The 14,379-nt window shown below is 60.3% G+C and carries 16 protein-coding genes and 1 tRNA gene; 13 read left to right on the forward strand and 4 right to left on the reverse strand.

The genetic code is table 11. From position 1 onward, the window contains the following. Positions 1-82: 82 nt before the first annotated feature. The 5 genes from ACQK2L_RS16345 to ACQK2L_RS16365 are packed head-to-tail and all read left to right on the forward strand — an operon-like array spanning position 83 to position 3,197. Positions 83-778, forward strand: a complete 696-nt coding sequence (locus ACQK2L_RS16345; protein ID WP_425398098.1) for a hypothetical protein — start codon at positions 83-85, stop codon at positions 776-778. 13 nt (positions 779-791) lie between these two features. Further along, a complete protein-coding gene (leuD, locus tag ACQK2L_RS16350) occupies positions 792-1,379 on the forward strand; it encodes a 3-isopropylmalate dehydratase small subunit (protein ID WP_425398099.1) in 588 nt (195 codons plus the stop codon). Then, positions 1,372-2,391, forward strand: coding sequence for a hypothetical protein (locus ACQK2L_RS16355; RefSeq protein ID WP_425398100.1), 1,020 nt, complete (start codon positions 1,372-1,374; stop codon positions 2,389-2,391). Before leuD ends, ACQK2L_RS16355 begins: the two co-directional genes overlap by 8 nt. A gap of 36 nt (positions 2,392-2,427) precedes the next feature. Then, on the forward strand, positions 2,428-2,751 hold the full coding sequence (locus ACQK2L_RS16360) for a tetratricopeptide repeat protein (protein ID WP_425398101.1): 324 nt from the start codon (positions 2,428-2,430) through the stop codon (positions 2,749-2,751). A gap of 23 nt (positions 2,752-2,774) precedes the next feature. Continuing rightward, positions 2,775-3,197: a hypothetical protein gene (locus ACQK2L_RS16365; RefSeq protein WP_425398102.1), complete on the forward strand. Its 423-nt coding sequence runs from the start codon at positions 2,775-2,777 to the stop codon at positions 3,195-3,197. A gap of 3 nt (positions 3,198-3,200) precedes the next feature. Here the strand turns inward: ACQK2L_RS16365 and ACQK2L_RS16370 are convergent, their stop codons facing one another. Together ACQK2L_RS16370 and ACQK2L_RS16375 are read right to left on the reverse strand one after the other, a co-directional pair. Next, a complete protein-coding gene (locus tag ACQK2L_RS16370) occupies positions 3,201-3,599 on the reverse strand; it encodes a DoxX family protein (RefSeq protein WP_425398103.1) in 399 nt (132 codons plus the stop codon). A 30-nt stretch (positions 3,600-3,629) separates the two neighbouring features. Continuing rightward, positions 3,630-4,175, reverse strand: a complete 546-nt coding sequence (locus tag ACQK2L_RS16375; protein ID WP_425398104.1) for a PSP1 family protein — start codon at positions 4,173-4,175, stop codon at positions 3,630-3,632. A 175-nt stretch (positions 4,176-4,350) separates the two neighbouring features. Between ACQK2L_RS16375 and bioB the strand changes: the two genes are divergently transcribed. The 6 genes from bioB to ACQK2L_RS16405 all read left to right on the forward strand — a co-directional run bounded on the left by bioB (position 4,351) and on the right by ACQK2L_RS16405 (position 12,402). Then, on the forward strand, positions 4,351-5,385 hold the full coding sequence (gene bioB, locus ACQK2L_RS16380) for a biotin synthase BioB (protein ID WP_425398105.1): 1,035 nt from the start codon (positions 4,351-4,353) through the stop codon (positions 5,383-5,385). A gap of 30 nt (positions 5,386-5,415) precedes the next feature. Further along, complete coding sequence (locus ACQK2L_RS16385) at positions 5,416-6,129, forward strand: hypothetical protein (RefSeq protein WP_425398106.1); 714 nt, start codon at positions 5,416-5,418, stop codon at positions 6,127-6,129. 185 nt (positions 6,130-6,314) lie between these two features. After that, the gene (locus ACQK2L_RS16390) at positions 6,315-8,846 is read left to right on the forward strand and encodes a CARDB domain-containing protein (RefSeq protein ID WP_425398107.1); all 2,532 of its coding nucleotides are present in this window, start codon (positions 6,315-6,317) and stop codon (positions 8,844-8,846) included. 559 nt (positions 8,847-9,405) lie between these two features. Next, on the forward strand, positions 9,406-9,924 hold the full coding sequence (locus tag ACQK2L_RS16395; protein ID WP_425398108.1) for a hypothetical protein: 519 nt from the start codon (positions 9,406-9,408) through the stop codon (positions 9,922-9,924). Next, entirely contained in the window at positions 9,921-10,817 is an 897-nt protein-coding gene (locus ACQK2L_RS16400; RefSeq protein WP_425398109.1) for a tetratricopeptide repeat protein, read from the forward strand. Before ACQK2L_RS16395 ends, ACQK2L_RS16400 begins: the two co-directional genes overlap by 4 nt. 385 nt (positions 10,818-11,202) lie before the next feature. Continuing rightward, a complete protein-coding gene (locus ACQK2L_RS16405; RefSeq protein ID WP_425398110.1) occupies positions 11,203-12,402 on the forward strand; it encodes a sialidase family protein in 1,200 nt (399 codons plus the stop codon). A gap of 6 nt (positions 12,403-12,408) precedes the next feature. On the opposite strand, the gene ACQK2L_RS16410 is transcribed toward ACQK2L_RS16405, so the two are convergent. Further along, positions 12,409-12,777 (reverse strand): hypothetical protein, encoded by a 369-nt coding sequence (locus tag ACQK2L_RS16410; RefSeq protein ID WP_425398111.1) that lies wholly within the window; start codon positions 12,775-12,777, stop codon positions 12,409-12,411. A 438-nt stretch (positions 12,778-13,215) separates the two neighbouring features. Between ACQK2L_RS16410 and ACQK2L_RS16415 the strand changes: the two genes are divergently transcribed. Then, positions 13,216-13,359: a hypothetical protein gene (locus tag ACQK2L_RS16415; protein WP_425398112.1), complete on the forward strand. Its 144-nt coding sequence runs from the start codon at positions 13,216-13,218 to the stop codon at positions 13,357-13,359. Positions 13,360-13,459: 100 nt separating this feature from the next. Here ACQK2L_RS16415 and ACQK2L_RS16420 read toward each other — a convergent pair whose 3' ends face one another. After that, on the reverse strand, positions 13,460-13,810 hold the full coding sequence (locus ACQK2L_RS16420) for a hypothetical protein (RefSeq protein ID WP_425398113.1): 351 nt from the start codon (positions 13,808-13,810) through the stop codon (positions 13,460-13,462). Between the two features lie 340 nt (positions 13,811-14,150). Between ACQK2L_RS16420 and ACQK2L_RS16425 the strand changes: the two genes are divergently transcribed. Further along, positions 14,151-14,222, forward strand: a tRNA-Cys gene (locus tag ACQK2L_RS16425). Positions 14,223-14,379 lie beyond the last annotated feature (157 nt).

Below are 14,379 nucleotides of genomic sequence, written 5' to 3' on the forward strand. Positions count from 1 at the left end.
TCGCTGGTGGCGACGACCAGCCGCTTGGCGCGAAGTAGGCGAATTATCGATCCACTCAGGTAGGTTACTAATCCACGACATCATGGATGGCTGGAAGGACGATGCCGAGATACGCGTCCCTCCGGGTAAGTACCTGATTAGCGTTAGGTATGGTCGGACGGAGGCACCAGCGCCGTTCTTCAGCAAAATTGTTCAACGTGTCAGAATTGAAAATCAACCCAAAGTTGCCGGGACTTTCCATGTCGTAAGAGAAGTAGGTGTCGACATGGCAAAGATTACGATCTCCGATGCACAAGACCTTAGAGACTATATTGAACATGAGGGGAAGAAGCGGGTTGGATATATCTACTGTGACCCAAGCAACCCCGAGAACGGTGGTGACATTCTTCAGCCGCTACTGAAAGACAAATATGGACTTGCCGTGGCAAAAGAAAGCCGTGCAAGTAGGTATGCACGAATTGAAAAGCCGATTTCGAAAGAGCTGGAGCGGTCCATCCTCGAAGATGTGGAGAGTATCCCGAGATTTAGTCGCAACTCCTTCATGTACTTTCACGTGGAGACGGCCAATACGTTCGATCGAGTCAATCGTTACAGCGAACCATATGGTATGATGCCAATCGATAGCGCTGGCTCAGCTGCAATGGCAGTTGTGCAGAGCGGATACGGCGATGGAAGCTACCCCGTTAGCCTGTGCCAGGATGGAGCTGGAGGTGTCTGCGTCCAAGTCGATTTTGAAGGCACTTACACGGAAGACTTTGTAAAGTCATTTGCGAATTAGTTGAGAAACCAATATGAACCCGTTTACTGTTCACACTGGCAAGGTCGTTGCAATGGACCGGGCCAACGTCGATACCGACCAGATCATTCCCAAGCAGTTCCTCAAGCGAATTGAGCGGACCGGGTTTGGCGAGTTCCTGTTTTGGGACTGGCGCAAGAAGGAAGACGGGTCGGAGGATCCCGACTTCGAACTCAACCACCCGCACGCCGAAGGCGCCAGCGTGCTGCTCGCGCGACGCAACTTCGGTTCGGGCTCTAGCCGCGAGCACGCTCCGTGGGCGCTGGAGGATTACGGGTTCCGTGTGATCGTCGCCCCCAGCTTCGCCGACATCTTCTACAACAACTGTTTCAAAAACGGCATGCTGCCGATCGTGCTCTCCGAAGAGGAAGTCGAAGAGCTGTTCCAGCGGCACGCCAAGCATCAGCATTATCACCTCACCGCGCACCTGGAAGACTTGAAGCTGACCGACGAGCACGGCTTCGAAGCGGTGATCGAAGTCGACGACCACCGCCGCCACTGCTTGCTCCACGGTCTGGACGACATTGGCCTGACTCTCGAGCACGAGCACAGAATCTCTGCCTTCGAAGAGTCCAATGGCTAAGCTCCCCTTGCCGCTGCCAGCGATCCTGTGTCTCGCCGCGCTGCTCTCAACAGCCACCGCGAGCACCGCCCAGGAGGTGGCCGAGCAGCCGGAGGTCGAAACGATCGCCGAAAACTTGGCGCGCCCTTGCGATTTGGCGCTGCGGTTGGGCGGGAGTCGTTCGGGACCAAACCTGATGGTGGCCGAGGGCGATACCGGGCGGGTGCTGGGATTGTCGACCGAGTACCTCGGGGGCGGGTTGGTCGAGATCATCGAGCCGGCGGCCGACCATGAGCAGTGGGGCGACGCGCGGATCCTGTTTCGCTCGCGAAATCGCATGCTCATCGGCCAGGCGGCCGCGGATGGATCGACGCTGCGAGTGGTTGAGTTCGACATCGACGACGACGCCCTGCCCATGTCGCGCGACCAGCAGAAGCTGCGTTACGACTACGAGCCGAGTGACGGCTCCGTGCAGCTGACCGGCATGACACGCGACGCGAGCGTGTTGGTGCTGTCGACCGGCTCGCATCAGTGGCTCCTCAAAGCCAAGCTGCGCAGCGGCCCACCGGCCAAGCTGGAGACCTTCGTGCGGACCCAGGACGTCACCGAACTGGGGACGCCGCGGATCGTGAAGTTTAGCCACAAGGGCTACCTGGTGGTTGTCGAGTCGGGCAGCGACGAATCCGCGACCGAGTCGCTGCTGGTGTTCTATCACCCGGTGAACATGGCCGCCGAACCGCTGATGAAGATGCCGATCCAGCTCACCGGCGTGGTCTCGATTGCTTACAGCACGGCCACTGGCAACTTGTACGTGGCGAATCAATCGTCGGACGCCGCCCAGGCGGGCATCTACCGCCTCGACGCCCAGTTGGACAAGGCCACCGGTCAGCAATCGTGCGAAGTGGTGCGGGTGCTCGCGCTCGACGACCCTACCGCGATCGTATTCGACGACTCGGGCGCCATGTTCATCACCACCGCGGGCGACGAAGACAAATCGAACGGCAAACTGCTGCGAATCGCCTCGGGAATGTAACCCGCTCGGCCTAGGCAACAAATAGGAAGCGAAACGATGGCGTCTCGACGCGAAAAGATCGAAGCAATGCTGGCCGACGAGCCGAACGACCAGTTCCTGCGTTACAGCCTGGCGATGGAACTCGACAAGGAAGGCGACCACGATCGCAGCCTCGATCAGTTGACCGAGCTGATCGAAGGCGACCCGCCGCACGTGCCATCGTTCTTCATGGCCGGCCAACAACTGGCCCGCCTGGGCCGCATCGAGAAGGCCCGCGACGTTTTGCGCGTCGGCATCGAAGTCGCCCGCACCCAAGGCGACACTCACGCGGCCGGCGAGATGAGCGAGTTTCTGGCGTCGCTGGGTTCGCTGGGAGAATAGTCTTCAAGCGTTGGAGGAGAACGATGCGTTACTCACTTCGCGTACTATTTTTACTTCCGGTGATTTGTTTCGCGAGTCTGCACCTGATTCGCGTACTTACTCCGCCGCCGATTGAGGAGTTGCAGGAGCGGGCTGAACGGCTGCTGGACGAAGGTGACTACGACGAGTTCAAGCTTGTGGCAGAAGAGATTATCCGACTCTATCCCGAAGAGCCGTTAGCCCGGTTGGTAGAGTTGGATTGTAAACACATCGAGTTGCTTGAACGTGTGCGCAGGCAGGAGTTGATATTTCGAGCTCGTCTTAGAATCTGGGAGCGCAATCGCGGCTGCAGATTCCCTGATCCTTATGACGAGGTGAACTCAGTTGAGAAAGGGAAACCTAGTTCAACGAATCCGCCAACACCTACAACTGAGTACATCCCTCCGGGTCTCCGCGCCTCTGCGTGACACCTATCTGCGAATCGGCAGCAGCGACCACAGACGTGGCTCGCGAACATACACGCCCAGCCACACCAGAACGCCCACTGCAATCTGTATATAGAACGGATCGCCGGCGCTCCAATGCGTACAAATGGCTCCGCCCATGTAGCCGGTCAGTAGGATGGCGCCCAGGATGCAAGTGGCAGGTATGGCGTAGATCACCGCGCAAATGACCTCGAGCACCGCCAGTGGAAATCGAAAGTCGAGCGACAAACCCAGGTGTTCGAATTCTTCCTGCAGTTGCTCTCCGCCGACGAGCTTGCCAACTCCACTGATTAGAAACGCAGCTGCAACGGATCCACTTAAGAACCTGCCCGTCCAGGGTAGTCCCTTGTTGTGTATAGTCGCGGGAGGCGATTCGTCGGGCATTGGTGTGCTCCGTGCCACTTGGATGGAAACCTACTTCTTGCAAGCCGAAGCCACCGCGCAGCCGGTGCACGAGCTGCATCCCCCCTGCCCTTTGGCTTCCTCGGTGCCGCAACCTGGGCCGCAGCCTTCGAGCAGAGTGTTGGTGAACTTGCGGAACTGGACGGTCGCTTCGTAGGTCTCGGCCAGCTCGGAGGTGAGCGCGTCGACTTCCGGCGTGACGTCGCCCAGGAAGTAGAAGTACAACCCCTGCCCGTCCATCAGGAGTTCGACGTCCATCAGGGCGACCGGCAATCGGCGATCCGTGAGCAGCTTGTTGCACTCGGCGAACGCCTCGTCGCGGCGGCGTTCCATGCGTTCGGCCAGCAGTTCGTCCTCGGTGGTCATTAGCCGCAGCAGCTCGCCATCGGCCTCGCCGGCGCCTTCGGAGCCATTGGGCTCGGCCAGCACCTCGCCGGTCTCCACGCCGCGCACCGTGCGCACCACGACCCGACGGCCACGGGGGTAAACGGTCCGCTCGGGCGAGCGAAACTGCCCCACAAGGCCCATGGCGCCAACGCGAACAAGGTGATTGGACATACGGCAAGTCGAACCGGCACGCTCGCGGCCGGCGGTAAAAGGAGTGAACGAACGCTTCATTGTGACCCGCCGTAGCCGCTGTGGGCAAGGGCAAATCGCCCACGCCCTTGCCTCGCCGCGGCGGTCTGTCGATACTGGCAGGACGTTTCTTTTGCCATAGATTGGACCGATTACGATGACCCGCACCGCTACCGCCACCCCCCCGCTGTCGCCCACTACTAGTCGCTGGCACGAGTTTGCCGATCGCGTGCTCGCCGGCGAGACACTCTCGGCCGCCGAAGCCGAGAGCATTCTGACCTCGCCCGACACCGAATTGCTCAGCGTGTTGGACGCAGCCTACCGCGTGCGGCATCATCATTTTGGCAACAAGGTGCAACTGTACCTTCTGATGAACGCCAAGAGCGGCCTGTGCCCCGAAGACTGCCACTACTGTTCGCAGTCGAAGGTCTCCGAGGCGGAGATTCCCAAGTACAACATCCTCAGTCGCGACAAACTGCTCGACGGCGCGAAGGTGGCCGCCGAGCGGCAGGCGAAGACCTACTGCATTGTGATCTCCGCTCGCGGACCCAACGAGCGCGAGATGCAAGCGGTGGAGCAGATCGTACCGGAGATCAAGAGCCAGTACGACCTGAAGATCTGCGCCAGCATGGGCTTGCTCACCACTGAGCAAGCCGACCGGCTCGCAGCGTGCGGCGTCGACCGCGTGAATCACAACCTGAACACCGGCGAAGACTACTACGCCGACATCTGCACCACGCATGGTTACTCCGACCGTGTCGACACGCTGAAGGCGGTTCGCTCGGCCGGCATGGAAATGTGCAGCGGCGGCATCCTCGGCATGGGCGAGAAGCCTTCCGACTTGGTGCAGATGGCCATCGAACTTCGCGAGTTGGGCGTCCATTCCATTCCGGTGAACTTCCTCAACGCCATCGAGGGCACACCGCTCGAAGGCAAGGACAGCCTTACCCCGCAGCGATGCCTGAGGGCGCTGGCCATGTTCCGCCTGGTCTGCCCGGAACGCGAGATCCGCATCGCCGGCGGCCGCGAGATTCATCTCCGTAGCATGCAGCCGCTTGGCTTGTACGCGGCCAACTCGATCTTCGTCGGCGACTACCTCACCACCGAGGGCCAGGCGCCGGACGCCGACTATCAGATGATCCGCGACCTGGGCTTCGAGATTGTCGAAGCGGCCGAAGCACAGCGGTGCTAGGCGCGCGGAGACCAACCACAGGGGGCAATCATGGCATTCGTCAGAGTCTGCGCGTTCGTCGGGATCTTGGCTGCAACTGTAACGTCGTCTGCCGCCGATGAGGAGTCGGCTGACGAGAAGACAGCGTTCGGCCGCCGCCAAGTCGAGCAGATGCTCGACGACCGCCCCGACATGCGAGGTGTGATCCCCGAGTCGCATCCGCTCTTCACCTGGGTGGTTACCGGGTTTAACGGCGATCGTTTCGGACGCCGGGTGTATTGGCTGGCCGACTCGCCGCGGGGTGGTTACCCGTCGATGCACATCCCTCCCTACGAAGAGCTTCCGCCGTTCATTCAACTCTCCGCCGGAGCGGAACTCACTCCCGTCGACCGCTGGGCGTCGGTTATCTTCGAACTGCACAACCTCCAGGGCTTGGATCAGTCCGGTAAGCTCGTCGAACAAGCCATGAGCGGCGAACTCACCGGCGAGCAGTACGCCATGGAGTGCGTGCGGCTCGAGTACGAAGCAGGCCTGCGGTCGAAGGAGCAACTTCTCAAGGAACCAATTCCGGAACCCCAACACAAGCGAAATCCCATCTACCATCGCATACTCTCCTTGAAGCCGACTTTCGAAGAGCACCAGGCCGACCTCAAGGCGAAAGGCCATCCGTTGGACAACTTCGATTACTTTCTCGATCACTACCGGCGCGTGCTGGTGCCTGCAATGCAAGCAAACCAAAGCGACGACAAGGCCGCTTCGCCCTGAGCGGCGGTTGCCTGGTCGATGCTGTCTTGCCCTGTTTATCTATCCGGAAAATCCGTTGCGATTCTCTCAACTCGCACTCGCCTTGCAGCCGATACCCCCTCGATAGCAGGCGAACTGTTCCAGCGCATGACGTGGCTGGTCGCTTGCAGGTACGGCCCCCCGGCAAGCTACGCAAGGAAGCGACCATGCACCGCCCAGTCCTCACGAAGTTCACACTCATTGCCGCCCTGGTAGTCGGCCCGACGCTCACTGCTGCCGAGCAGCCTACCTTGAGCAGTCGGCTTACCAAGCTGCGACAGAGTTGGTCGGGTGAGGACCAGACTCAACAACCGGTGCAGCGCACTGCGCACACGGAGCCCGCCAAGCGCGGTATCGCCGGCGACCTGTTCCACATGCTCGGCGGCGGTAAGCCCAAGGAGGCTCCAGCGCCCCGCCTGGCGAGTCGCCCCACCGACAACATGCCCGCGGCACCCAAGCAGCGCGCCGGTAGCGTGCTGAGCAAGCCCGCAGCAAAACCTGCTGCCTCGTACGACATCTTCGACGCGCTCGGCAGCAAGCCAGCCGAGCCAACACTCGCACCCGAACGCCCCGAGGAGCCGGCCAAGCTCGCGTCGCGCCCGACCGGTGCGCCCCGACGCCATTCGACGGGCGACGTGGCCCTTGACTTGATTGGCACCACGGCTCGCTCGAGCGACACTACTGGCGTAGGCCGTCCCGAGGATCAAACCGCTCCGCTGGTGACGAACTCCCTCGACGAGTTGGATGAGATCCCGGTCACGGAAACTCCGATCACTCCTATCCCCGGCGATCCGGCCGACCCGCCCGCCGATGCCGGCTTTGCTTCGGCTGCCGACGCTGCGAAACTGGCCTCGCTGCCGCAAACCACTTTGCCGGAACCGACGGCCATGCAGGCGGAGCCGACCATCGAAGTCGAGTCGCCGAGCATCGAGAAGGCGATCGAACCTGCCGCACCGATCGAAGACGCGGCGCCTGTCACCGCGAACAACAACTCCGACGCGCTCACGCTCGATTGGAGCAGCGCACCGGAAGGTCCGCTGGAGCGGCAAACTCCTCAACCAACGCCGTCCGCGCCGGTTCAACAGGAACCTGTGACGGAAGTAACCAGCTCGCCTTCGGCCGAGCGGGCGTTTGGCAGTGATGCAGCAACCGCCACGGTGAGCGATCGTGTCGGGCAGGAGCAGGACGTCTGGATCTCCACGCCGTCGAACTCCGCTTCGGCGTTCGCCAGCAACAACACTAGCGACAACCTGCTCGTTACCGAGCAACTGCCGCAAATCATCTCGCGGGTCAGCGGTCCCAAGACCATCCTGATCGATCGCGAAGCCAAGTATCAGGTCACTATCGAGAACCGCGGCAACGCGGCCGCCGATCAGCTTTCCACCGAAGTGGTCGCTCCCGCGTGGGCCGACGTCGTGCACGTCACCGCTTCGGCAGGCGCCGTCCAGCGGCCCGCCAATCAGGCGGGTGGAACCACGCTGCGGTGGGACATCAGCAGCCTGCAGGCTGGCCGTAGCCAGACTCTCGACGTGGTGCTGGTGCCCAAGACCAGCCAGCCGCTCAGCTTGGGCGTCAGCTGGCGGCACGCACCGGTAGCCGCCACCACCATGGTGGAAGTGCAGGAGCCCAAGCTGGCCATGGCCATCAGTGGGCCGAACGAGGTGTTCTTTGGTCGTCCGCAAACCTATCGCCTTTCGATCAACAACCCCGGCACCGGGCCGGCCGAAAACATCGTCGTGCAGCTCATGCCACCTGGTGGAAGCCAGCCAGTGAGTAGCTATCGCATCGACCGCCTCGGAGCGGGCGAGGCGAAGTCGGTCGACATCGAGATCACCGCTCGCGATCCCGGCGAGTTGGCCATCACCGCAGTGGCCGCCGCCGATGGCAACCTGCGAACCGAAACCTCACAACAAATCTTCTGCCGCCAGGCCGAGTTGAACGTCGACTGGCGTGGTCCCGAGCGAAAGTACGCTGGCACCGAAGCCACTTACTACTTCCGTGTGCGTAACCCCGGCACCGCGTCGGCCGATCAAGTCACCTTCGACGTGAACCTGCCGGCCGGCTTCGAGTTCCGCGCGGCCAGCGACGGACACCAGTTCGACGCCGCCTCGCAGCGCGTGATCTGGAAGATCGGCACGCTCCGCCCCGGCGACGACTGCTACCTCGAACTCCGTGGCATCGTCAACCAGGCTGGGCCGAACGAGTTCCGCTTCGCCGCGGTGAACCACGAAGGCGACGTTCGCGACAGCATGACCGCTTCCACGCAAGTGGTCGCGCTGGCCGACCTCAAGCTCGACGTCACCGATCCCAAGGGACCGGTTCCCGTCGGAGCCGACGTCGTGTACGACATCACCGTCACCAACCGCGGTCGCAGCACTGCTGAGGAAGTAAACATCATTGGTTTGTTCTCCGAAGGTATTGAACCGCTCGCCGCCGAAGGCGCCGAAGCTACGATCGCCGACGGCCGCGTCGGATTCCACACCATCAGCTCGCTACCAGCGGGCCAGCAGGTGAAGCTGAAGATCCGCGCCCGAGCCCAATCGGCCGGCACGCATTTGTTCCGCGCCGAAGTGCTGTGTCGCGACCTGGAAATCAAGCTGGCGGCCGAAGAGACCACCCGCTTCTTCCAGGACGAGTCAACCGCCGCCAACGGCGGTGCACCGCTCAACTCCGCCTCCCGCGCCGCTCGCTTCGAGTAGCTTCCGCCGAGGAGCCCAAACTCAGTCTTTACCACTAACCTCGACCAAGCCCGGTCGAGGTTAGTTTTGGTTCCGTTTTGCCCCACATCACGATCCATTGGCCCAAAACCCCATGCGTTTTGGTCCCACCGGCGCGGCAAAACCTCTTGTTTTCCAGGCAAAACCATGCGCGGTGTGCGACAAAACCCTTCGCGTTGTTCCCCGCATGTTTCAAGCTGGGGCAAAACCCAGGATTGTGGCCGTTCGCTCCGCCGAACGAGCGCCCGTAGCTACGCTCGCCAGAGCGTGGATTGCCTGCAGCCACTTGTGAAACCTCAAGCTGATTCGAAATGGCGTCCACCGTCTGGCGACGGTAGCTACAGCTAAGCGCGTACACACAGAGCCGCACACCCATTAGATCCCACCAGTGTGCGATTACAACCGCGTTTTTCTTACACGCGGGATTTGCCGCTTCACCGCCAAGGCGGGTCTACTTGCTTCGCGCAAGCGAGTGAGGTATCCAAGGGATAGGCGGCGGCTGGTGCCAGGTGTTCACACGTCTCAAACCAAGGGAGACTTCATGGGCTTTTCCACCATCTACCTACGGCCATTTCAATTCGACCGGCCGCTCGATGTCGAGCACGCCGAAGAGTTGGTCGAGTTCAACGAGACCGATCACGAGGGCGAGAATGGCGAGCCCGGCGGCGATGGGATGCCTCCCAACTACTATTGCCAATGGGTGCCCACGGAAGATCGCCAGGGTCTCGAATGGGACCGTGCAGAGAAGTTCTACCACGGCAAGGAATGGCTGGAGTACTTAATTGCCGAGTTCATCCAACCGTGGGGCTACACGCTCAACGGCGAGAGCCCTTGGTACATCGACGATTTTCAAGAAGCGGGGATTCTAAAGGTCACCGACAACGTCGTGTCGGAGGAACCCGCCGACATCAACGAGATCAATCGCAAATACGGCGAGTTCGATTTGTACTCGATTAAGTGCCAAGACTGCAATGAACTTCGCCTTGCATTGCTGTTAGCCGACGACAAATCGATAGGTCAACCATGCTATCTAGTTAGCGATGCGAAGAGTGCTGTATGAATCAGAATGACGAGCCGCTATCTGACGCGCAAGAGTCTCCCGATGTGTGGTACAAACGGGCAAGAGGAGTCGAGTATCGTGGAGACTATCCAGCAGCGAGAAGCATCTGTTTGCAAGCAATCAAGGAGCTTGAACAGGCTGGTGAGATTGGGAAGTTAGCTGCTGCGCATCACTTCTTTGGAAATATTGCCTATAGGCACTCTCAGCTTGACGAGGCGGAGCGATCGTTTCGTAAGTCCCTGTCAATCGATGAGCAAACAGGCAACCGACTTGGTACTGCTAGAACGCTTAATAACCTGAGTGCCGTAGCTTCTTCTAGAGGCGACTACTCAGCGGCCATTGATTACCTGCACACCTCGATCCGCATCAAAGAAGAGTTCGCGGACAAGCGAGGTTTGGCCGCTAGTTATCACCAACTTGGTGTCACCTATGCCAATCAAGGGGATTACGTATCAGCGAAAAGGTATTACGAAGATTCCCTAGCCATCGACACTGCACTTGGAGATCATGTATCCGCGGCACGGACCTGCCTAGCTTTGTGGATAGACACAAAAGAATTAAGCAATGATGAGGAGGCACAATTGTGGTTGGACAAAGCGATGCAGTCCGTAGATGAGACGAGCAGCGCAAAAGTGGCGTTCGGCATGGCACAAGACGCGAAACGCCGCAACTCCCTCGAAGAAGCCAAGCTGCTTTTCCAGAAAGCGATCACATTTGCCGAACACGACGAAGACAGAAACGCACTTTCCAGTTGTTACTTTTGCCATGGAGCCATGGCGGCGCAGACGAGAGACTTCGACACCGCTACTAGGAGTCTCAAGAAGAGTATGGAGTTGGATACAGAACTAGGTGTTCAAGATCGTATTGCACAGGCGCACCGATGGCTAGATTGAATTGCAGCTGAGCGAGAGGACGATTAAGAGAGATGTTTTGGTCGTTGTGCCGGGTGCCACTGCTGGTTAATCGCCATTTGCCACTTGAAGCGGAATGGCGGTGGGCATCAACTTGGCAACCTCCCGCCACGTTGCCGAGAGCCAGCAGTGTTTTCACCTTTTGCTGGCCACTCCCCCGGTTTCGATATCCGCACTGCTGGCTTGGTTCAAGCGGGCAACAAGTAGTTGCATCCGCTTGCCTTCAACCGCCGACCCATGCGCAAGGCTCGATGAACCAGCAGTGGCACGCTCGAACTTACTCCCTTCGCACAACCTTGGAATTCCCCGCGCAACTCCCTTATGATGGGGACTCTGCGAACTGTCCGGCACACACCAAGGTTCCATCATGCCGATTGTCAATCGTTGCTTCCGCATCATTATCTCTGTGACCGTCTGTTGCTTTTTAGCTGCGAGTCCAGCCCGCGCAGAAGACTTCCCCAACGTCCCCGGCACGGTGATCCATCACTCGCCGGCCAGTAGCGGGCTGTTCATCGGTTCGCCGAGCATCGCCCGGCTGGCGGATGGGACGTTGGTCGCCTCGCATGATGAATTCGGGCCGAAGTCGAACGAGCACGTGTCGGCGACCACGCGGGTGTATGCCTCGAGTGACAACGGGGAGCACTGGGAGCCGATCGCGAAGATTCAGGGGCAGTTCTGGTCGACGCTGTTCGTGCACCGTGGTGTGCTCTACCTGATTGGCACCGACCGGCACCACGGGCATGCGATCATTCGCCGTTCCGACGACGGCGGTGCAACCTGGACCACGCCCAACGACGCGTCAACCGGACTGCTGGCCGAAGGCCAGTACCACTGCGCTCCGCAGCCGGTGATGGTGCACCAGGGGCGCATCTGGCGGGCGTTCGAAGATGCCGCCGGCGGGATGAAGTGGGGCGAGCGTTATCGGCCGCTGATGATCAGCGCGGCGGTGGATGCCGACCTGTTGGATCGCGACAGTTGGACGTTCACCAACTACGTGACGCTCGACAAGTCGCACCTGAATGGCAAAATGCGAGGTTGGCTGGAAGGCAACGCGGTGGTCGATCCAAACGGCAACATCAACAACATCTTGCGCGTCGAAGCCGGCGACATGCCGGGCAAGGCGGCCTTGATGCAGGTCGCGAGCGACGGCAAAACGATCAAATTCGATCCCGAGCAAGGCTATATCGATTTGCCGGGCGGGTCGAAGAAGTTCACCATCCGCCGCGACCCACAGACTGGTCGTTACTGGACGCTGGTGAACTGGGTGATGCCAGAGTACGCCGATGGCCGGCGGGCGAGCCAGGTTCGCAACACGCTGGCGCTCGCCAGTTCCACCGACTTGCGCGATTGGCAGGTGCATCGTGTGCTGATCCACGACCCCGACCTGGGCCATGGTTTTCAGTACGCCGATTGGCTATTCGACGGCGCCGACATGATCGCCGTGGTTCGCACCGCCACGGACGATGGACTCGGCGGCCCACACAATTATCACGACGCCAACTTCCTCACGTTCCATCGGATCGAGGACTACGCTCAAGCCGTGGACGAAATAGCTAAGCCGCAGTAGCTCACGCTACCGCGTGATGACCACCGTGCTCGACGGGTACGGATACCACGCGAACGGGCGACCACCGGGCATCTGGTAGCGGGGGCTCGGCACGCCGGAGAACGGCACCGCGTTGGCCAGCGGGCGCGAGGCACTCATGCCGTACCACTTCATCGACTCCATGCGAGCCATCCGCTGATAAGCCCGCATCTGAGCCTTCTGCTGAATGATCATCCGCGGCGTAATCGCCTGCGGCGACGTTTCGCCGTACCAGCTCGACGACTCTTCGGTCACTTCGGTTTCGGCGGCGACTTCGTTGCCAAACTGCTGGGCGGCGGCGGGGACCGCGGCCAGGCTGACGATCAACAGGGCGAAGGAGCGGGCGAGGATATTCATACTGGTCGGTCTCGCAGTTTAGGGGACTCGGAGGTCATGTTGCCGGACAAATCGGGCAACTACAGCCAGATTCGGCCAAACAGCGGCCCGTTCCTGAGTTTCGTCCACCAGCCGTTACGATCCGCATTCCATCGGGCCGGGCCTTGCCGGTTAGGCAAGATAAGTAGGCAAAAAGCACGCCCTGAGGGCGTTTCCCCCCGGCTTTGCGGCTGCTACTATAGTAGCTGTGTCGAACTGGACTTGAACGTTGTTTCGCCCGATCTGGCCCAGGCGGTCCAAGATTGGATGCACGACGAGCGAACACGATAGTAGGTCAAGCCAGCACTCGACGAAGCTGCCGGATCGGTCGGTGCTTGGCGCTGACCGAACTTGACCATTAGACCCCGATCCCGGGGGCCCCGTATCGGGGATCGATCCTTCTGATAGGAGAACTGAACGATGAAGAAGTTTGGCATGTTTCTGATGATGCTGACATTGGTCGGCTACACCGTCGGCTGCAGCAAGGAAGAGAAGAAGCCTGAAACACCGGCCGATCCTCCGGCCGCCGATACTGGCGAAGGCGATGCCGCCCCTGCTGAGTAATCAACTCAGCAGAATGAGTAATAACGAAAAAGCCCAGGCGGAGTATGCTTCGCCTGGGCTTTTTTTGTAGGTAGATTGCGCAGCGCGTGGCGGTGCGGTGCTACGCGGCTCGACGCATGGTTGCGGGGGCGGTTTGCGTCATTAACTCTCTTGTCAGTCGCAGCGTCACTTGTTCGATGGCACGTCGCACGACGAACTCCATCGCCCGCGATGCATGCAACTCGGTGGCAAACGCCGAGTGCCGCGCCTGCACCGTGACCGCCCGCCGGGCACGCGCCCTGACGTAGCCGCGGGCCTCGCTGAGCTGCATGGCCACCATCTGTTCGCCGACCCGCGCCCGGACCGTGGGCAAACTGGCCTCCGCCAGCCAGCGGACGCGCTGCTCGAGCTCCACGGCCGATAGCGTCGGCCGCAATCCCATTCGCCGTACGAGTTCCCTCATTCCAATCATCGCAAACGCCTCAGGTAGTTTGGCAGGAATCGAAGACCGTAAGCCAAGATCGTGAAGCAGCTCGCTCCAGCTTGACCCACGGCCCCGCGGGGTGTCCTAAATTGCCAAACTGCAAAACGGCCCGCAGCCCGCCCGTCACCCGCAATCGCCCCCTGTGGAAGCGAACCTGTGGGGCTAAGTCGTTGTCCTGCAAGGTGTTTGAGCGAAATTGCGCCTTCGTGCAGGGGTTGACCTGGGCGACTGGATTGCGTAATTTTTGTCAAAGGTGACGGTTACTCCGTCCGATACAATCAAAGTCGCCCTCCGGTTGTAGCCATGGGTGACCGCGAGCGACAGACGTGGCGTCGTAGCCAAGTGGCTAAGGCATCGGATTGCAAATCCGACATCCCCGGTTCGAATCCGGGCGACGCCTCTCCCCAAAACCCCGAGAAACACTGGTTTTCTCGGGGTTTTTTCGTGATTCTTCGCAGTCTTCGCCAATTACCCAATTATCACTGTTTGCCACCGATTTGCACCTTTTGTCAGGCTTGACAGTAAGGTCTGCGGTAAGAGCTGAGTGCGAAGGGGCC

Source organism: Aeoliella sp., from assembly GCF_965227375.1.
In the GTDB taxonomy this organism is placed as follows: Bacteria; Planctomycetota; Planctomycetia; order Pirellulales; family Lacipirellulaceae; genus Aeoliella.